Source organism: Humibacillus sp. DSM 29435 (assembly GCF_001758225.1).
Lineage (GTDB): Bacteria > Actinomycetota > Actinomycetes > Actinomycetales > Dermatophilaceae > DSM-29435.
Genome location: NZ_MAST01000051.1, coordinates 60,744 through 78,606, shown reverse-complemented (window position 1 = coordinate 78,606; position 17,863 = coordinate 60,744). Strand labels below are relative to the sequence as shown.

17 protein-coding genes are annotated in these 17,863 nt (G+C 70.2%); 3 read left to right on the top strand and 14 right to left on the bottom strand.

All coding sequences use genetic code 11. From position 1 onward, the window contains the following. A complete protein-coding gene (locus BA895_RS19730; protein WP_083283583.1) occupies positions 1-1,113 on the bottom strand; it encodes a GuaB3 family IMP dehydrogenase-related protein in 1,113 nt (370 codons plus the stop codon). Positions 1,114-1,257: 144 nt separating this feature from the next. Continuing rightward, complete coding sequence (gene guaB, locus BA895_RS19725) at positions 1,258-2,775, bottom strand: IMP dehydrogenase (protein WP_070193594.1); 1,518 nt, start codon at positions 2,773-2,775, stop codon at positions 1,258-1,260. Between the two features lie 254 nt (positions 2,776-3,029). Between guaB and BA895_RS19720 the strand changes: the two genes are divergently transcribed. Then, complete coding sequence (locus BA895_RS19720) at positions 3,030-3,338, top strand: WhiB family transcriptional regulator (protein ID WP_070193593.1); 309 nt, start codon at positions 3,030-3,032, stop codon at positions 3,336-3,338. A gap of 167 nt (positions 3,339-3,505) precedes the next feature. Here the strand turns inward: BA895_RS19720 and groL are convergent, their stop codons facing one another. Both groL and groES read right to left on the bottom strand, forming a co-directional pair. Further along, complete coding sequence (gene groL / locus BA895_RS19715) at positions 3,506-5,116, bottom strand: chaperonin GroEL (RefSeq protein ID WP_070193592.1); 1,611 nt, start codon at positions 5,114-5,116, stop codon at positions 3,506-3,508. A gap of 148 nt (positions 5,117-5,264) precedes the next feature. Next, a complete protein-coding gene (groES, locus tag BA895_RS19710) occupies positions 5,265-5,561 on the bottom strand; it encodes a co-chaperone GroES (protein ID WP_070193684.1) in 297 nt (98 codons plus the stop codon). 292 nt (positions 5,562-5,853) lie between these two features. Here groES and BA895_RS19705 point away from each other — a divergent pair, with 292 nt between their 5' ends. Beyond that, a complete protein-coding gene (locus tag BA895_RS19705) occupies positions 5,854-7,092 on the top strand; it encodes a hypothetical protein (RefSeq protein ID WP_070193591.1) in 1,239 nt (412 codons plus the stop codon). Between the two features lie 413 nt (positions 7,093-7,505). Here BA895_RS19705 and BA895_RS19700 read toward each other — a convergent pair whose 3' ends face one another. From BA895_RS19700 to BA895_RS24640, 4 genes are all read right to left on the bottom strand, one after another. After that, positions 7,506-8,321, bottom strand: a complete 816-nt coding sequence (locus tag BA895_RS19700; protein ID WP_070193683.1) for a PfkB family carbohydrate kinase — start codon at positions 8,319-8,321, stop codon at positions 7,506-7,508. Beyond that, the gene (locus tag BA895_RS19695) at positions 8,321-9,307 is read right to left on the bottom strand and encodes a nucleoside hydrolase (RefSeq protein ID WP_070193590.1); all 987 of its coding nucleotides are present in this window, start codon (positions 9,305-9,307) and stop codon (positions 8,321-8,323) included. The genes BA895_RS19700 and BA895_RS19695 overlap by 1 nt, the downstream gene beginning before the upstream one ends. A gap of 105 nt (positions 9,308-9,412) precedes the next feature. Further along, the gene (locus BA895_RS19690) at positions 9,413-10,789 is read right to left on the bottom strand and encodes an FAD-binding oxidoreductase (protein WP_175442392.1); all 1,377 of its coding nucleotides are present in this window, start codon (positions 10,787-10,789) and stop codon (positions 9,413-9,415) included. Between the two features lie 399 nt (positions 10,790-11,188). Then, a complete protein-coding gene (locus BA895_RS24640; RefSeq protein WP_254666576.1) occupies positions 11,189-11,506 on the bottom strand; it encodes a hypothetical protein in 318 nt (105 codons plus the stop codon). 1 nt (position 11,507) lies between these two features. On the opposite strand from BA895_RS24640, the gene BA895_RS19685 reads away from it, so the two are divergent. Continuing rightward, positions 11,508-12,542: a glycoside hydrolase family 3 N-terminal domain-containing protein gene (locus BA895_RS19685; protein WP_254666575.1), complete on the top strand. Its 1,035-nt coding sequence runs from the start codon at positions 11,508-11,510 to the stop codon at positions 12,540-12,542. A gap of 71 nt (positions 12,543-12,613) precedes the next feature. On the opposite strand, the gene tsaD is transcribed toward BA895_RS19685, so the two are convergent. The 6 genes from tsaD to alr are packed head-to-tail and all read right to left on the bottom strand — an operon-like array spanning position 12,614 to position 17,851. Then, entirely contained in the window at positions 12,614-13,660 is a 1,047-nt protein-coding gene (gene tsaD / locus BA895_RS19680) for a tRNA (adenosine(37)-N6)-threonylcarbamoyltransferase complex transferase subunit TsaD (RefSeq protein WP_070193588.1), read from the bottom strand. Next, the gene (gene rimI / locus BA895_RS19675) at positions 13,653-14,123 is read right to left on the bottom strand and encodes a ribosomal protein S18-alanine N-acetyltransferase (protein WP_070193681.1); all 471 of its coding nucleotides are present in this window, start codon (positions 14,121-14,123) and stop codon (positions 13,653-13,655) included. The genes tsaD and rimI overlap by 8 nt, the downstream gene beginning before the upstream one ends. A 5-nt stretch (positions 14,124-14,128) precedes the next feature. Beyond that, entirely contained in the window at positions 14,129-14,854 is a 726-nt protein-coding gene (gene tsaB, locus BA895_RS19670) for a tRNA (adenosine(37)-N6)-threonylcarbamoyltransferase complex dimerization subunit type 1 TsaB (protein WP_070193587.1), read from the bottom strand. A gap of 9 nt (positions 14,855-14,863) precedes the next feature. Further along, a complete protein-coding gene (gene tsaE / locus BA895_RS19665; protein WP_070193586.1) occupies positions 14,864-15,358 on the bottom strand; it encodes a tRNA (adenosine(37)-N6)-threonylcarbamoyltransferase complex ATPase subunit type 1 TsaE in 495 nt (164 codons plus the stop codon). Continuing rightward, positions 15,348-16,655: an alpha/beta fold hydrolase gene (locus BA895_RS19660; RefSeq protein WP_070193585.1), complete on the bottom strand. Its 1,308-nt coding sequence runs from the start codon at positions 16,653-16,655 to the stop codon at positions 15,348-15,350. Before BA895_RS19660 ends, tsaE begins: the two co-directional genes overlap by 11 nt. Continuing rightward, complete coding sequence (gene alr, locus BA895_RS19655) at positions 16,652-17,851, bottom strand: alanine racemase (RefSeq protein ID WP_083283582.1); 1,200 nt, start codon at positions 17,849-17,851, stop codon at positions 16,652-16,654. The genes BA895_RS19660 and alr overlap by 4 nt, the downstream gene beginning before the upstream one ends. Positions 17,852-17,863: the final 12 nt, after the last annotated feature.

The window sequence follows — 17,863 nt, the reverse complement described above, 5'->3', positions numbered from 1 at the left end:
TCAGTAGGGCGAGACCACGACCTCGACCCGCTGGAACTCCTTCACGTCGGAGTACCCCGTCGTGGCCATCGCCCGGCGGAGCGCGCCGATGATGTTCGTCGTGCCGTCGGCCAGACGACCTGGACCGTAGAGGATCTCCTCGAGCGAGCCCCGGCTGCCGAGCTCCATCCGCACGCCACGCGGCAGCTCGGGATGGTGCGCCTCGGAGCCCCAGTGGTAGCCGGCACCCGGAGCGTCACTGGCGCGGGCGAGCGCCGCACCGAGCATCACGGCATCCGCCCCGCAGGCGATGGCCTTGACGATGTCACCCGAGGTGCCCACCCCGCCGTCGGCGATGACGTGCACGTAGCGACCCCCCGACTCGTCGAGGTAGTCACGGCGGGCCGCGGCCACATCGGCGACGGCACTGGCCATCGGGGCGTGGATGCCGAGGGTCTTGCGGGTCGTGTGGGCGGCTCCCCCACCGAACCCGACGAGCACGCCCGCCGCGCCGGTGCGCATCAGGTGCACCCCGGCCGTGTAGGAGGCGGCGCCCCCGACGATGACCGGCACGTCGAGCTCGTAGATGAACCGCTTGAGGTTGAGCGGCTCGGCGCGCCCCGACACGTGCTCGGCCGACACGGTCGTGCCCCGGATGACGAACAGGTCGACACCGGCATCGACGACGGTCTTCCAGTGCTGCTGGGTGCGCTGAGGCGACAGCGCCGCGGCCACCGTCACGCCGGCCTCGCGCAGCTGGCGCAGCCGTTCGGTGATCAGCTCGGGTTTGATCGGTTCGGCGTAGATCTGCTGCATTCGCGCCGTGGCCACCGCGGGGTCGAGCCCGACGATCTCGGCGAGCTGCGGCGTGGGGTCGTCGTAGCGGGTCCAGAGGCCTTCGAGGTCGAGCACGGCGAGCGCCCCGAGCTTGCCCAGCGCGATGGCCGTGTCGGGCGAGACGACCGAGTCCATCGGGGCGGCGAGCACCGGGGTGTCGAAGTGGTAGGCGTCGATCTGCCACGACACGCTGACCTCCTCCGGGTCACGCGTGCGCCGCGAGGGCACGACGGCGATGTCGTCGAAGGAGTAGGCGCGCATGCCGCGCTTGCCTCGGCCAATCTCGATCTCGGTCACCGGTGGATCCTATCCAGTGGCCTCCCGGTCGAGATCCGCCGTACCACCAGCCTCGAACGCAACACACCGAGCAGCCCTCAACACACCGAGTAGCTTCCCGGTGTGTTGAGGGTTACTCGGTGTGTTGCGGCTTGGGTGGCGCGGTCAGGCGGGGCCGTAGTTCGGGGCAGGCGCGATGGCCTGGATGTCGTGCGGGTGGCTCTCCTTGAGCGAGGCCGAGGTGATGCGCACGAACTTGCCCTTCTGCTGCAGCTCGGGGACCGTGCGGGCACCGACGTAGAACATCGACTGCCGCAGGCCACCGATCATCTGGTGCGCCACGGCCGACAGCGGCCCCCGGAACGCGACGCGGCCCTCGATGCCCTCGGGCACGATCTGGTCGTCGGACTCGACCTCGGCCTGGAAGTAGCGGTCCTTGGAGTAGCTCTTCTTGCCGCGTGAGCTCATCGCGCCGAGCGAGCCCATCCCGCGGTAGGTCTTGAACTGCTTGCCGTTGACGAAGATCAGGTCACCGGGGCTCTCCTCGCAGCCGGCCAGCAGCGAGCCGATCATGACCGACTCGGCTCCGGCCACGAGCGCCTTGGCGATGTCGCCCGAGTGCTGCAGCCCTCCGTCGGCGATCACCGGGATGCCGGCCGGCCGGCAGGCCAGCGAGGCAGCGTGCACCGCGGTGATCTGCGGCGCCCCGACGCCGGTGACGATGCGGGTCGTACAGATCGAGCCCGGGCCCACCCCGACCTTGACGGCATCCGCGCCGGCGTCGACGAACGCCTGGGCGCCCTCTCGGGTCGCGACGTTGCCGCCGATGACCTGCACGTGCCGGGTGGCGGGGTCGCTCTTGAGCCGTTGCACCATCTCGAGCAGCATGCGCACGTAGCCGTGGGCGGTGTCGGCGACCAGCACGTCGACCCCGGCCTCGATGAGGGTGGTGGCGCGCTCCCACGCGTCACCGAAATAGCCGATCGCGGCACCGACGAGCAGGCGACCATCGGCGTCGTTGCTCGCGTTGGGGAACTGCTCGCTCTTGACGAAGTCCTTGACGGTGATGAGCCCGGTGAGGTGGCCGGCCTCGTCGACGAGAGGCAGCCGCTCGCGCTTGTGCTGGCGCAGCAGCAGGGTGGCCTCGTCGCGGCCGATGCCGTCGGGCCCGGTGATGAGGGGCATGGGCGTCATGACATCGCGCACGATCGTGGTGGCCCACTCGGCGACGGGGGTGAAGCGCAGGTCGCGGTTGGTGATGATGCCGATGAGCAGCTTGTCGCCGTCGATGACGGGCAGCCCCGAGACGCGGTACTCACCGCAGATCTGGTCGAGCTCTTCGAGGGTCTTGTCGGGGCCGATGGTGACCGGGTTGGAGATCATGCCGGTCTGGGTGCGCTTGACCAGGTCGACCTGGTAGGCCTGGTCGGCGATCGAGAGGTTGCGGTGCAACACGCCCAGGCCACCCTGGCGGGCCATCGCGATGGCCATCCGGGCCTCCGTCACCGTGTCCATGGCGGCTGAGACCAGCGGCGTGCGAATCGACAGGCCCCGGGTCAGTCTCGTCGTCGTGTCGATGTCGCTGGGAGCCAGGTCGCTGTAGCCCGGCAGCAGCAGCACGTCGTCGTAGGTCAGGCCCAGATCGGAGAACGGATTCGGTGGATCTGAGGGCGCGAGACTCATGGCCCGATCCTAGGGCAGCCGACTGAGAGCCCCCGGCGGGGTCGGCCGACCCGAGACGACTCGAGCCGAATCGAGCTGACCCGAAGGATGCCAAGGGGATGGCAAGTCTTGAACAACTCTTGAATGTCCGAGCCCTTCACCGTGATGGTCACCGCGGCTAGCGTCGAAGCACGGTCGTCGATTGATGCAACGACGCACGAGCGAGACCCGCCAGAGACACCGAGCGACACCGAGAGACCCCGAGAGAGAAGGACATGGCCGAGATCACGCGCCTGCCCGGACCCGTTGCCGACCTGTGGACCTGGCAGCTCGACGGCGCCTGTCGCGGGGTCAGCCCCGAGGTCTTCTTCCACCCGGAGGGCGAACGCGGCCCACGCCGGCGCAACCGCGACGCCGAGGCCAAGTCGGTGTGTGACGCCTGCCCGGTCATGACTCAGTGCCGGCGGCACGCCCTCGAGGTTCGTGAGCCCTATGGCGTCTGGGGCGGCCTCACCGAGACCGACCGTGAGCGCCTCTACGCGCAGGACCCGCCACGCGAGAAGGGCATCCCGGCCGCCTCCTGACGCGATACGCGGGTCGGCGTCCGAACGCCGCCGTGACGAACGAGCGAAGGGCCGCTCCCCATCGGGGAGCGGCCCAACTCGTCGTCACCCTCAGAAGGGCAGGACCGGCCCAGCGGATGCCGCTCGGCTCAGTCACCTCAACAAGTGACGTCGATCAGTGACGTCGATCAGTGACCGTGGCCGTGGCCGCCCGCTGCGGGCTCCTCGTCCTCCGGCTTGTCGACCACGAGCGTGTCGGTCGTCAGGATCATCGAGGCGATCGACTCGGCGTTGCGCAGGGCCGAACGGGTCACCTTGACCGGGTCGATGACGCCGGCGGCGATCAGGTCGCCGTACTCGCCGGTGGCCGCGTTGAGACCCTGCCCGAGCGGCAGCTCGGCCACCTTGGAGGTGACGACGTAGCCCTGGAGGCCGGCGTTCTCGGCGATCCACCGAAGCGGCTCGGCCACGGCCTTGCGCACGATGGAGGCACCCGTCGCCTCGTCACCGGTGAGACCGAGGTCGTCGATGACGACCGCGGCGTGGATGAGGGCAGTTCCGCCACCGGCGACGATGCCCTCCTCGATGGCTGCGCGAGTCGCCGAGATGGCGTCCTCGATGCGGTGCTTCTTCTCTTTGAGCTCGACCTCGGTGTGAGCGCCGACCTTGATGACGCAGACGCCACCGGCGAGCTTGGCAAGACGCTCCTGGAGCTTCTCCTTGTCCCAGTCGGAGTCGGTGCGCTCGATCTCGGCCTTGATCTGGTTGACCCGCCCGGTCACCTCGGCCTCGTCGCCGGCGCCGTCGACGACCGTCGTGTTGTCCTTGGTGATGACGATGCGGCGGGCCTGGCCCAGCACGGTGAGGTCGGCCTTGTCGAGCGAGAGCCCGACCTCGGGGGCGATGACCTCTCCGCCGGTGAGGGCAGCGAGGTCCTGCAGCATCGCCTTGCGGCGGTCGCCGAAGCCGGGCGCCTTGACGGCGGCGACGTTGAACGTGCCGCGGATCTTGTTGACGACGAGCGTCGAGAGAGCCTCGCCGTCGACGTCCTCGGCGATGATCAGCAGCGGCTTGCCCGACTGGACGACCTTCTCCAGGATCGGCAGCACCTCGGCGACCGAGCTGATCTTGCCCTGGTTGATGAGCACGTAGGCGTCCTCGAGCACGGTCTCCATGCGCTCGGTGTCGGTGACGAAGTACGCCGACAGGTAGCCCTTGTCGAACTGCATACCTTCGGTGAACTCGAGCTCGGTGACGGTCGTCGAGCTCTCCTCGACGGTGATGACGCCGTCCTTGCCGACCTTGTCGAACGCCTCACCGATGAGGTCACCGAGCACGGTGTCCTGGGCTGAGAGGGCCGCGACCGAGCTGATCTCGTCCTTGCCGCCCACCTCGCGGGCCTGGCGCAGCAGCTCGTCGTTGACGGCCGTCACGGCCTTGTCCATACCGCGCTTGAGAGCAGACGGGGCGGCCCCGGCGGCGACGTTGCGCAGACCCTCCTTGACCATGGCCTGCGCCAGCACGGTTGCGGTGGTGGTGCCGTCACCCGCGACGTCGTTCGTCTTGGTGGCGACCTCCTTCGCGAGCTGGGCGCCGAGGTTCTCGTAGGGGTCTTCGAGCTCGATCTCGCGGGCGATGGTGACGCCGTCGTTCGTGATCGTCGGAGCGCCCCACTTCTTGTCGATGACGACGTTGCGGCCCTTCGGGCCGAGCGTCACCTTGACGGCGTTGGCGAGCGCGTCGACGCCACGCTCGAGCGACTTACGGGCGGAGTCGTTGAACTCCAGCTTCTTGGCCATGGTGTTCCTTTGGCTTGGATTGCGTTGTGGTTCAGGTGATTTGGGAGAGGATGCCGCTCACGACGACCTCTGGCACAACCGGACGCACCCCAGCAGACCCCGAGGGGTCCACCGGGGTGCGGTCACGGCATCTGTTCTGAGCGGTGGCTCAGCCGACGATCGCGAGCACGTCGCGAGCCGAGAGAATCAGCAGCTCCTCGCCGCCGTACTTCACCTCGGTGCCGCCGTACTTGCTGTAGATGACCTTGTCGCCGACGCTGATGTCGAGCGGGACGCGCTCGTCGCCGTCCTCGTTCCAGCGACCGGGGCCGACGGCCAGGACCTCGCCCTCCTGGGGCTTCTCCTTGGCGGTGTCAGGAATGACGAGACCGGACGCGGTGGTCTGCTCGGCTTCGAGGGACTTGACGACGATGCGGTCTTCGAGCGGCTTGATGGAAACCGACACGGTGATGACCTTCCCTTCGGGACTGTCGATGTTGACTGTCATGTGGATGGTGACTCTGACTGGTGGCTCTCCGTGGCTGGCCGCCGTCGCGGGGATCGACCGGTTACGGGGAGCAAGCTGGCACTATCGAGGTGAGAGTGCCAACAAGGAAGAATCTAGGTTCGCGGTTAGCACTCGGTCAAGTCGAGTGCCAATTTCGGCGTGCCGTGGTCGCCCGACGCGAGCCGGCATCCGGGTCAACCACCCCAAGTCCACGTTCTGCGCCGCGGCGGCAACTGGGAGGATAGGGGCCATGGACGCCGCGATGGTCGCCCGCCTCGCCGGCGGAGAGGGATGGGGGCTGCTCCAGTCGCTGCCGCCCTACGACGAGGCCCAGGCGCTGCCGCTCCAGCTGCGACTGCGCGAGGCCGGCTTCGACGCAGAGCTCGTGGCCGCAGCCCTGACACAGTCGCGGCTGCGTTCCCGCGCCGTCGACAAGTTCGGCGCCTTCGCGAACGGCATGCTGTTCACCCCCGACGGGCTCGAGCAGGCCACGCGGCTGCCCATCGCCGCCCGGCACGCCCATCGGTACGCGGAGGCGGGGCTGGGCGTGGTGCACGACCTCGGTTGCGGCGTCGGCGCCGACGCCATGGCGTTCGCCGGTCTCGACCTCGAGGTCAGCGCGGTCGACTCCGACGACGTCACCGCCACGGTGGCGGCCGTCAACCTGCGTCACTGGCCCTCGGCGGTGGTGTCCTGCGCCAGGGTCGAGGACGTGCGCCTCCCCTCGGGTGAGGCCGCTCGGCACACCGGGTTGTGGCTCGATCCGGCCCGCCGCGTCACGGGGGTCGCGAACGCTCAGGGACGCACCCGACGGGTCTTCTCGCTCGAGGCGATCTCGCCCTCGTGGCGGCAGGTGCTCGCCCTGGCCGAGACAGCGCCGACGGGGGTCAAGCTCTCGCCGGGCCTGTCCCACGGGGCGGTACCGCGCGGGTGCGAGGCCCAGTGGACCTCGTGGAACGGCGAGGTGCTCGAGTGCGCCGTCTGGTGGGGGCCTCTCGTCACGACGGTCGGCCGCACCGCCGCCGTCTGCTCCGACACCGCGACCCACGTCATCACCGAGGCGGATGCCGCCCCGGCCACGGGGCGCCCGCCCCTCGGCTCCGTGTCCGACGTCGGAGACTGGTTGTTCGAGCCCGACCGGGCCGTGATCCGGGCCGGGCTCACCGGGGCCCTGGTCGCCAGCGTCGGCGGCGCCGAGCTCGATGCCGGCGTCGGCTACGTGACCGGCGACACGGCATCCGAGGTGGCCTGGGCCCGACGGTTCCGGGTGGTCGAGGCCATGCCCCTGTCGACCAAGAGCCTGTCCCGCTGGCTCCGCGACCGCGGCTATGACCGGGTGACCATCAAGAAGCGCGGCGTCACTCTCGATGCTGACCTGCTGCGCCGCCAGCTGAAGATGACCGGCCGCGGCAAGGGCGGCTCCGAGGCGACCCTCGTGGTCACGCGAATCGCCGGGAGCCAGGCCGCGCTCGTCGTCACCCCCGCCTGACCTCCCCGCCCGCCGTCCCCCCACCCTCCCCCGCGAACGACTCGTTCGAGGTCGAACGGCCCGGTGTGCCAGCGCGTTCGCTCACCAACCCGTCGTTCGAGCCCGGATGCCGTGAGGTCGGTGCAGATCTGCCACAGGTCGGAGGCGTCGGTTGCGAAAAGACGGTCAAAGTCGTCGCGTTCGACACGACCTCGCACCTCCGTGAGTGCCGTACGTACCGTTCTCGTTCATAGCTTCAGCTGTCGTCGGGCCCGTCGACCACGGATGGTTTCGGTATCCCTGGCGTCGAGGCGCTGATGCCAGAAGGAGCGAACGGCCATTCCTACCGGCAACACACCGAGAAATCGTCAGACCCCTGCGACGGTAGTCAGCGACAGTTGACGGCTTCTCGGTGTGTTGCGGGGACATCGGGTTCACAGGGCGGCGTCGGGCTGCGCCCCGGCCCAGCGCACAGCCGCGGCCCCCGCCTGGTTCGCCGCGTCGAGGGCGACGGCCCGGTCGGAGCCCGTCGCCAGAGCGGCGGCCAGCGCCCCGCAGAAGGCGTCACCCGCGCCGATGGTGTCGACCACCTCACGCTCCGGCACCCGGATGCCGTCGACCTGGATGCCGTCCCAGCTGGCACCGGCCGCCCCGAACGTCACGAGCAGCGACGTCGGCAGCAGGTCGGAGTCGGCCAGGAGCCGCATCTCAGACTCGTTGACGACCACAGGGTCGGCCAGGGCGATCACCTCGTGCGGGAGGGCCGCGTAGGGGGCGAGGTTGATGACCACGCGGGCATCCGCGCGGGCCGCCTGCAGGCTGAGGCGCGTGACGAGGTCGGGCGCCACCTCGAGGCTGCACAACAGCACGTCGCCGGGGCCGATCCCGAGGTCGACCGCGCTGAGGGCGTGGTTGGCCCCCGGCACGACCACGATCGAGTTCTCGCCCGTCTCGTCGACGGTGATGATCGCGCTGCCCGTCGGCTGGTCAGGGCGGGTCTCGACCCGGGCCTCGACACCAACCCGCTCGAGCCGTGCCCGGTAGGCCGCGCCCGCATCGTCGGCACCCACGGCCGCCACCATCGTCACGTCGGCGCCGGCTCGCCGGGCCGCCATCGCCTGGTTGCCCCCCTTGCCTCCCGCGAACCGCCCGTCTGACCGACCCAGCACGGTCTCTCCCGGCTGCGGCAGCCGTTCGACGCGCGTCACCACGTCGACGTTGAGCGAGCCGAGCACCACGACCTTGCCCATCAGGCTCGCCCCACCGCCAGCAGCGCCTCCCGCCAGAGGCCGGCGCACCGTGGCCCGTCGACGCCCAGGGCCACCTCCACCCGGGTGGGCGCCAGACCGTGCGGGTCGTGGGCGAGGTCACCACTCCAGTCCCGACGGTCGACGATGGTGCGGCCCCGCGACCAGGTGCCGCCCAGCTCGACCCGGATCGGGAGGGGACGGGTGCTCAGGAGGGTCGGGTCGATCACCGCACACACCGCGCCGGCGTCACCGATCGTCGCACTGTCACGGTCGAAGCGGTCGCACTGGAACTCGATGAGCCGACCGCCCAGCTCGGCCGCCCCCCTCCCCCCGAGCGCCACGAGCCCGGCCGCCTCGGCCCGGGTGACGACCGGGGCGTAGAAGACGTCGAGGCCGTACATCGTCACGTCGATACCGAGCTCTGCTGGGGCGTCGAGCACGACCGCAGCTGCCTCCGGGTCGTGAAAGACGTTGAACTCGGCCGAGGCCGTCGCATTGCCGACGTCGGCACCACCGCCCATGAAGACGATCCGCGAGATTCCTTGTGCCACCTCCGGATACGTTCGCAACAGCAGGGCAATGTTCGTCATGGGGGCCAGCGGCACGAGGGTCAGCGGCATCCCGTCGTGGGCGGCCGACCGGCAGACGTCGCGCAGCAGCTCGACCGCGTGACGAGGGTCGACACGGGTCGGGGCGGCCGGCCAGCCCAGCTCGCCCATCCCATCCGTGCCGTGCACATGCCGGGCGTCCACCGGTGTCTCCAACAACGGCCGCTCTGCGCCACGCGACACCGGCACGTCGCGACGCCCTGCCGCCTCGAGCGCGATCAGGGTGTTGCGCACCACGTCGTCGACGGGAGCGTTGCCGCCAACGCACGACACCGCCCGAAGGTCCAGACCCGGATGCGTGGCAGCCAGCAGCAGCGCGCACGCATCGTCGACACCGGTGTCGACATCGAGAACGATCGGGATGCGAGCAGTTTCCATCGCAGCAACGTAGCGCCTGCCCGCCCCACACCGGCACGGCACGACGCACCGCGAGTCGACGTGCCCAGGCAGGGCGTCGGATCCGCGCCGGGTCCTGCGCTCGGCCTACGCGGGCGGCACCGACTGGGCGAAGTGGAAGAGGTCGGTCGGGTCGACGTTCGTCTTGACCGCACGAAGCCGGTCGAAGGTGCCTGGCCAGTAGGCGTTGCCGTAGTCGGCGATCAGGGGGTCCTGGTAGTTGACGTAGGCCGAGGGCCCGACGTACGGGGTCATCGCGTTGCGGAAGCCAGAGACGTACTGGTCGAACGGCCGCGGATCCAGGGCAGGGGTGTTCGGGCTCCACCGAGCCAGGTAGTGCACCATGAACAGGGCGTCTCGGTGAGCGAAGGCGGAGTCCGACGTCGTCGTGTCGCTGACGGCGCCTCGCATCCCGTCGAGGGTCGCACCCGTGTAGGTCTGACCGGGCACGGTCAACCCGTTCCGCAGCTGCTGCATGAACACCGCGATACCAGCATCCGTCAGGGGCGTCGAGACCATCGACGAGGTCGCGGATCCTGGCACCCGGGTGATGTCTGCGCCCGGAACGCACGAGCCGAAGGAGCCGCAGCCCGCGTGGTCCAGAACCGAGGACACGAAGCTCTGGTGAAGAATCGAGCGGGTGGTCGGAGCGACACCGATCGCGGTGACGAGCGCATCGACCTGCGCCGCGACGTCGCTCTGCGGACCGGCCCAGTCACCACGCACCGTCACGTTGATCTTGCCGCTGGAGCGAACCGCCCGGAACTGCACTTCCACCCCGAACCTTCGGTCGGCCGTGGCCACGATGGACTGGAACCCCTTGAGCACGCTGGGGGTGGCCGAGAAGGGATAGCTGAGGGAGTAGCTGTCGATGGCAGCCGGCATCGTGTCAAGACTCATCGTCAGCGACGTCAGCACCCCGAAGGAGCCTCCACCACCACCGCGCAGCGCGAAGTAGAGCCCGGCGAACCGGGTGGGGTTCACAAGCTGGCTCTTGCCGTCTGCGGTCACCACCGTGGCCGCCACGAGCCGGTCGCAGGTCAGGCCCCAGAGCCGGGTCATCGGCCCGATGCCGCCGCCCATCGTCAGGCCCGAGATCCCCACGTCCGGGCACGTGCCGGTGGGCAACGCAAGAGACTGGTCGGTGGTCGCGCGGTGAACATCGATCAGTCGGGCACCGGCACCGATGGTCGCCGTTCTCGCTGCACCGTCGATGGTGATGGCATTCATCAGCGTCGTGTCGATCACCAAGCCGGTGCCTGTCGACCAGCCGCTGGCCGCGTGCCCACCCGATCGCACCGTGAAAGGGACGGCGTACCTTCGGGCAAAAGCGATGCAGGCAGCGACGTCGCCCGTCGAGACGCACCGGGCAACCGCCTTGGGGTTGATGCCGTCGTATCTCGGGTTGGTGCCGTGCGCCACCTGCGCATAGGCACTCGTGCTGGGTTGGTAGAGGGTGCCCACCAGCGACTTCCTCAGCTTGGGCCAAGGGATTCCGGCGGCTACGGCGCTGGTGGCACCGACCGTTGACGTGGTGACGAGCAACCCGGCTGTACCGGCACCCGCAGACAGGACCGTTCGACGACTGATCGGATGACTCGAGCTGTTCATCACACCCCACTCCAGGTCGGGCGCACCCGTGAGGTGCACCTACGTTCGCGAGGCTAGAGGCGAGCGTCGGTGCTGGGCAAGGGGCTCCACGATCGAATCCATCGAGGACACCGCCCGGAGCCCGATGGGTGCAGAGGCGGAATCAGGGAGGAAACCCTGCCACGAGCCGGAGGCGCCGGCCGGTGGCGACACGGCCGACCCAACCGACGAACGTGCAGTCATCCGGCGGATACGGACACCACGGTTGCGGGTCTAGGCTCGCACGGTGAGCCACAAACTGCGACCCACGGGTCGCCCCGCACTCCCCGCGGCCGCCACGGTGCTGGCGCTGTGCGGTGTGGCCGGCCTGCTCGGCGCGTGCTCGAGCCCTGCCCCGACCGTTGCCGGAACACCGACCGTCACCACCCCAGCATCGGTCACCTCGAGCTCGGTGCCGACCGCGTCGGCCACCTCGGCGAGCTCGCCTCCCACCTCGAGCGCGTCGGCCTCGTCGTCGAGTCCCGCGTCGTCGACGACCGGCACCCCCTCCCCCCCGCCGACATCACCGCCCACCTCCTGCTCGGCTCGCATCGTGAGCAGCCTCTCGGCCTCTGAACAGGCCGGCCAGCTGCTCATGGTGGGGCTCGACGTGAACGCCTCGCGCACGAGCCTCGACTCTCTTGTCACCGGGCAGCACCTCGGCGGGGTGATCCTGCTCGGAGGCTGGTTCAACGGGGCGGCTGCCGTGCGGTCGACGACGGCTCACCTGGCCGGTCTCGCGTCCGACTCTGCCACCGGAGGCCTCGGGCTGATGCTCGCCGCCGACCAGGAGGGCGGTGCCGTGCAGCAGCTGCGCGGTGCCGGGTTCACCCGGATGCCGTCCGCCCGGTCGCAGAACTCGCTCAGCGACTCGTCACTGACGGCGCAGGCCACCACCTGGGCCAGGCAGATCAAGGCGGCCGGCGTCAACGTCAACCTCGCGCCGGTGGCCGACACCGTGCCCGCCTCCCTGGGCACCGGTAACGGCCCGATCGGGCAGTACGGACGAGAGTTCTCTAGCGATCCGGACGACAACGCGGGCAAGGTCAGCGCTTTCATCGCCGGCATGAGTGCCGGCGGCGTGGCGTCGACGGTGAAACACTTCCCCGGCATCGGCCGCATCCGCAACAACACGGACTTCTACTCGACCGGCATCACCGACACCACCACCACGACGACCGACCCTTACCTCAGACCGTTCGCGAGCGGCATCCGGGCCGGGGCCGACATGGTCATGGTCGGGTCGGCCATCTACAGCCGTATCGACCCGGGGGTCAACGCTCCGTTCTCCCGCGCGATCGTCACCGACCTGCTGCGCGGCAGGCTCGGTTACGGAGGAGTCGTGATCACCGACGACGTCGGCGCCGCGAAGGCCGTCTCGGGCACCCCCACCGGTGAGCGGGCCACCCGCTTCGTCGACGCCGGTGGTGACATCGTGCTCAGCGCCACGCCGAGCAGCATCCCGACCATGCACGCCGCCCTCACGGCCAGGATGGCCAGCGACCCGGCGTTCGCCCAGAAGGTCGAGGTGGCGGTGACCCGCGTCGTCAAGCTCAAGCTGAAGATGGGCCTGGCCCGCTGCGGCTGACCGACCCCACTCGGGCATGAGGAGCCACCGCAACCCCGCCACGGCCTGCTGGGTGCGGTCGCTGGGCCCCCTCAGGCCTGGACGAGGGTGACCGGCATCGAGGAGTCGGCCGGCAGCCCGAGGTCGCTCGGAGCCCGACCCTTCAACACCATCTGCGCACCCAGGGTCGCGACCATGGCGCCGTTGTCGGTGCACAGCTCGGGGCGCGGAACACGCAGCACCACCCCCGCCTTGTCGCACCGCTCCTGGGCCAGGGCCCGCAACCGGGAGTTGGCCGCCACTCCCCCGCCGATCAGCAGGTGGTCGACCTCGTGCTCCTTGCAGGCGAGCAGCGCCTTGCGCGTCAGCACGTCGACGACCGCCTCCTGGAAGCTCGCGGCGACATCAGCCACGGGGATCGCTTCGCCTGCGCGTTGCCGCGTCTCGACCCAGCGCGCGACGGCCGTCTTCAGCCCGGAGAAGGAGAAGTCGAACCGGTGCCGCTCGAGGTCGCGACCACTGGTGAACCCGCGTGGGAAGTCGATCGCGATCCGGTTCCCCTCTCGCGCAGCACGATCGATGTGAGGCCCGCCGGGGAACGGTAGCCCGAGCACTCGAGCCACCTTGTCGAAGGCCTCGCCGGCCGCGTCGTCCATCGTGGCTCCCAGGGAGCGCACGTCGTGCGTCACGTCGGGCACCAGCAGCAACGACGAGTGGCCACCCGACACCAGCATCGCCATCGCCGGCTCGGGCAGCGGCCCGTGCTCGACGATGTCGACCGCGACGTGTGACGCGAGATGGTTGACGCCGTAGAGCGGCTTGCCCAGCGCGACGGCCAACGCCTTGGCCGCCCCCACCCCGACCAGCAGTGCTCCGGCCAGTCCAGGGCCCGCGGTGACCGCGATGGCATCGACATCGCGCAGAGCGACGCCGGCATCGCGACAGGCCCGCTCGATGGTCGGCACCATCGCCTCGAGGTGGGCGCGACTGGCCACCTCGGGCACGACCCCACCGAACCTCGCGTGCTGGTCGACGCTGCTCGCGATCGCGTCGACGAGCAACCTCTCACCGCGCACGATGCCCACACCGGTCTCGTCGCAGGAGGTCTCGATGCCGAGCACCAACGGTTCGTCAGCCATGCGCTTGACTCCTCACGTGGCGCCGCAGCACCAGGGCGTCGACATCACCGGGCTGGTAGTACCGCCGGCGTGTCGAGATCAGCTCGAACCCACTGCGGTCATAGAGGCGTCGAGCGGCCAGGTTGTCGGCACGCACCTCGAGCAGCACAGCCTTGACCCCATGCTCGGCGGCCCGGCTCAGCAGCTCGTCGATCAGCCGCCGGCCCACGCCACTCCCGCGCGCGCTGGTCGTCGTCGCGATCGTCATGACGTCGGCCGTCTCACCGGCGATGTCGAGACCCGCGTAGCCGAGCACGGCGTCGCCCTCGTCGACGGCCACGACGTAGTCGCGTCGGGGTCGCGCGGCGAGCTCGGCCCACCAGGTCTGCTCCGCCCAGGCGTCGTCGGCGAACAGCTCGGTCTCGAGCCGGGCCAGCAGGGCGAGGTCGGTCCACTCCACGTCGCGCATCCGGACGTCAGTCATCGCCGTCATCCGAGCGTCGACTTGCGGCTCGGCGGCGCCGGTTGGGTGTCGGGCCGGCGCAGGTAGAGCGGCTCGAGACCGTCGAACCCTCCCCCCGGCTCGAGCGCCGCGGTCGGTAGTGCCTCGCCCGCTGACCACCGTCGGGCGGCCAGGTCGCCCAGGGCGCCGGCAGAGACGTCCAGCAGCTCGCTGCCGACCACGCCCGACGGGATGCCGCCGAGCAGGCTGTCGGGGTAGAGCAACGGGCCGCGCCCGACCGTGGGCAGCACGCGCCAGTGTTCGGGCAGGTCGGTCGATCTCGAGACCAGCACGTCACCCACTCGCTCGGACCCGGTTGAGGTCAGGGTGAACTCGGCCGCGTACACCTCTTTGCGCCGGGCGTCGGTGGCCACCAACAGTCCCCCGCGTCGCCCGGCCAGCCACGCTTGGTGGGCGAGGGCCTCGTGGCTGCACAGGCCACGCACGGGCACCCCTAGAGCGAAGCCGAACGTGCGGGCGGTGACGATGCCGACCCGCAGCCCGGTGAACGGGCCGGGACCGATCCCCACGACCACGCCGGTCACCTCCCCGGGCTCGACCCCGGCCTGGTCGAGCACGTCGCGGATACCGGGTGCGAGGTGCTCGGCGTGGGCCCGCGGATCCAAGGTGGTCGACTCTGCGGTCACCCGGGAGCCATCGAACAGCGCCACGGTGATGGCTGACGTCGAGGTGTCGATGGCGAGCAGATGCACGACGACAGGCTACCCGCTGGCGAGGGCAGGCCCGTCGGCGAAGCCAGGCTCCGACAGCAGGAGCAGCACGCCATCCCAGCGGTCCCCGACGCCGACGACGCGGGCGGTTCGTTCGCCGTCTCCGCGCAGAGTGATCTCGAGCCTCGCGTCGCTCAGCTGTTCGGCGAGACCGGCGCCCCACTCGACGACGGTCACACTGTGGTCGAGGTCGGCGTCGAGGTCGAGGTCGTCGAGCTCGACCGCGCTGCCGAGGCGATAGGCGTCGACGTGCACAAGGTCGGGCCCGCCGACGAGAGAGGGATGAAGGCGCGCGATGACGAACGTCGGTGAGGTGACGGGTCCGCGAACGCCCAGCCCCTCGCCGATGGCCTGGGTCAGTGTCGTCTTGCCGGCGCCGAGGTCACCCGTGAGCACGAGCACGTCTCCGCCGCGCAGCAGCGGGCCGAGTCTCCTGCCGAACGCCCGGGTGGCCGCCACATCGGCCCAGTGCAGCTCACGCTCCACGTGACCGCTTCTCACGCTGTGCTGGTGCCTTCGGCGCAGCCTGCTTCGTGGACTTCCCGGGCTTGGCGCCGCGGCCTGCCCTGACGATCTCGTCGGCCTGGCGCTCCATCCGCCGCAGGCGCCGCGCCTTGGCGACGTCGGTCACCACCTTGCGCACCCTCGGCCCGGGATCGGGCGGCACGTCGTCGGCGTGGGCGCGGGCCGAGTGCTCGATGAGGTCGATCAGGTGCCCGTTCAGCAGGTCGGGGTGCTCGAGCATGATGACGTGCCCAGCGTCGTTGACGAGCACGTGCTCGGCGCCGGGGATGGCCTCGACGATGAGCTCGCTGTGAGCCGGCGGTGTGAGGATGTCCTGCCGGCCGTTGAAGACCAGCACCATGGCGTGCCGGAACTGGGCCAGCACCGGTCGCTTGTCGAAGCCGTCGAAGGTCTTGAGGTAGCCGTTGATGACATCGAGCGGCGTGCCGAGCAGGATGTCTGCGGTGTAGCGCACGACGCTCCGCGGCACGGGCGAGGCGAAGGAGTTCTGCTCGACGAGGAAGAGCTCGACGTCCTTGCCCACGCGGCGGATCGTGCCGAAGACGTCGGGACGCTTGCTGAGCGGGGTGAGCACGCTCGGGCCGAGTCGTTCGAGCAGGGTGCGGGCGATGGTGGCGAGCCGACCACCGTTGGCCAGCGTGAGACCGCCGGGACTCGTGCCGACGAAGGCGACCCCGGTGACCCGGTCACGCAGAATCTCTGGATACTGCTCGCCGAACGCCATGATCGTCATACCGCCCATGGAGTGCCCGATGAGCACCAGGTCGTCACCGGGCGCGAACTGCGCGATGACCGCGTGCAGGTCGGCGCCGAGCCGGTCGATGACGTAGCTCTCTGTCGACCCACGACCAGACCGGCCGTGGCCGCGCTGGTCCCAGCTGATGACCTTGAAACCGGCGTCGCGGAAGGCACGACGCTGGTAGGTCCAGCAGCGCAGGCTGAGGCAGTAGCCGTGGGTCAGCACGACGGTGGGGAGGTTCTCCGGGTGGTCTCCTCTGACCGTGCCCACCGCTGCGGCGGCGGCATCGTCGGGGTGGGGCAGGTCGATCTCCACGTGCAACGGCACCCCGTCGTCGGTGAGCACGATGTGCTCCTCGTCGGGCACGATGTCGAGCAGCTCAGGTGTCTCGAGTGCCGTCATCGCGGCTCGGTATCTCGTGGCGCGGTCAGCCGCGACCCCGGCTGCTGCTGCCGCCGCCACACCGACGGCCGCAGCGGCGATACCGAGCACGGGGTTTCGGCCCAGCCACGAGCTCATGAGAGACCCTGCGAGCCGCCGATGACGATGCGTGGCACCCGCGCCCCGATGCGGGTCACGATCTCGTAGCTGATGGTGCCGGTCGCGTCGGCCCAGTCCTGCGCGCTCGGCTCGCCCGGCCCCGCGCCGAACAAGGTGATGACGTCGCCGGCGACGGCATCGCTGTCGGGGCCGAGGTCGACGACGAACTGGTCCATGCACACGCGACCGGCGACGGTGGTGCGGTACGTGCCCCTGCTGACGGGCCCGACGTTCGAGGCGTCGCGTGGGATGCCGTCGGCATAACCGGCCGGCACGAGGCCGACGACCGTGTCGACCTTCGGGGTGTAGGTGTGCCCGTAGCTGACCCCCTGACCGGCCGGCAGACGCTTGACCAGCGCCAACCGCATCCGCAGGCTCATGACCGGTCGCAGGTCGAAGTCGTCGTCGACCTGCGGCACCGGGCTCAGCCCGTACATGGCGATGCCGGGCCGTACGAGGTCGGCCTGGGCCGAGGGGTGCACGAGGGTGGCGGCCGAGTTGGCCAGGTGGCGCACCTCGGGGCGGATGCCGGCCCGCTCGGCCTCGGCCACGGCCTCGAAGAAACGCTCCTGCTGGGCGATCACCGTCGGGTGCCGGGGGGAGTCGGCGAAGGCGAAATGGGTCCAGACGCCGACGACGCGGATCGCGCCCTCCGCCTCGAGCGAGCGGGCGTGCGCCACCAGGCTCGTGAAGTCGGCGCCGAACGCACCCCCTCGCCCGAGCCCGGTGTCGACCTTGAGGTGGACGCGCGCCGTGGTGGCGAGGGCGCGGGCCGCGGTGGCGATCTCGTCGAGCACCCACGTCGCCGATGCCGAGAGGTCGATGGCGCGTCGTACCGCGCCCGTGAAGTCGGCGCCGGGCACGCTCAGCCAGGTGAGCAGCCGGGTGTCGAGGCCCGCGTCACGCAGGGCGAAGGCTTCCGAGAACTGGGCGACGCCGAGCCAGCCGGCTCCGGCCCGCACCGCCGCCCGAGCCACCGGCAGCAGCCCATGGCCGTACGCGTCGGCCTTGACGACGGCCATGAAGTCGGCTTCAGGCGCCCGCTCACGGAGCGTGCGCACGTTGTGCTCGAGCGCCGAGAGGTCGATCTCGGCCCAGCCGGGAAGGCCGTGGGTCTGAGGCGTCTCACGGTCGGCGGTGGCACCGGGGTCGGCAGCGACGGGGCTCGGCGTCATCTCGCGAATTCT

Coding starts and splice junctions, on each gene's coding strand:
- BA895_RS19720 (WP_070193593.1), top strand. CDS start 3,030: ATGGCCGAGATCACGCGCCTGCCCGGACCCGTTGCCGACCTGTGGACC.
- BA895_RS19660 (WP_070193585.1), bottom strand. CDS start 16,655: ATGAGCTCGTGGCTGGGCCGAAACCCCGTGCTCGGTATCGCCGCTGCG.
- BA895_RS19700 (WP_070193683.1), bottom strand. CDS start 8,321: ATGGGCAAGGTCGTGGTGCTCGGCTCGCTCAACGTCGACGTGGTGACG.
- rimI (WP_070193681.1), bottom strand. CDS start 14,123: ATGACTGACGTCCGGATGCGCGACGTGGAGTGGACCGACCTCGCCCTG.
- BA895_RS19705 (WP_070193591.1), top strand. CDS start 5,854: ATGGACGCCGCGATGGTCGCCCGCCTCGCCGGCGGAGAGGGATGGGGG.
- BA895_RS24640 (WP_254666576.1), bottom strand. CDS start 11,506: ATGCGAGCCGAGCAGGAGGTGGGCGGTGATGTCGGCGGGGGGGAGGGG.
- guaB (WP_070193594.1), bottom strand. CDS start 2,775: ATGAGTCTCGCGCCCTCAGATCCACCGAATCCGTTCTCCGATCTGGGC.
- tsaD (WP_070193588.1), bottom strand. CDS start 13,660: ATGGCTGACGAACCGTTGGTGCTCGGCATCGAGACCTCCTGCGACGAG.
- BA895_RS19695 (WP_070193590.1), bottom strand. CDS start 9,307: ATGGAAACTGCTCGCATCCCGATCGTTCTCGATGTCGACACCGGTGTC.
- alr (WP_083283582.1), bottom strand. CDS start 17,851: ATGACGCCGAGCCCCGTCGCTGCCGACCCCGGTGCCACCGCCGACCGT.
- groL (WP_070193592.1), bottom strand. CDS start 5,116: ATGGCCAAGAAGCTGGAGTTCAACGACTCCGCCCGTAAGTCGCTCGAG.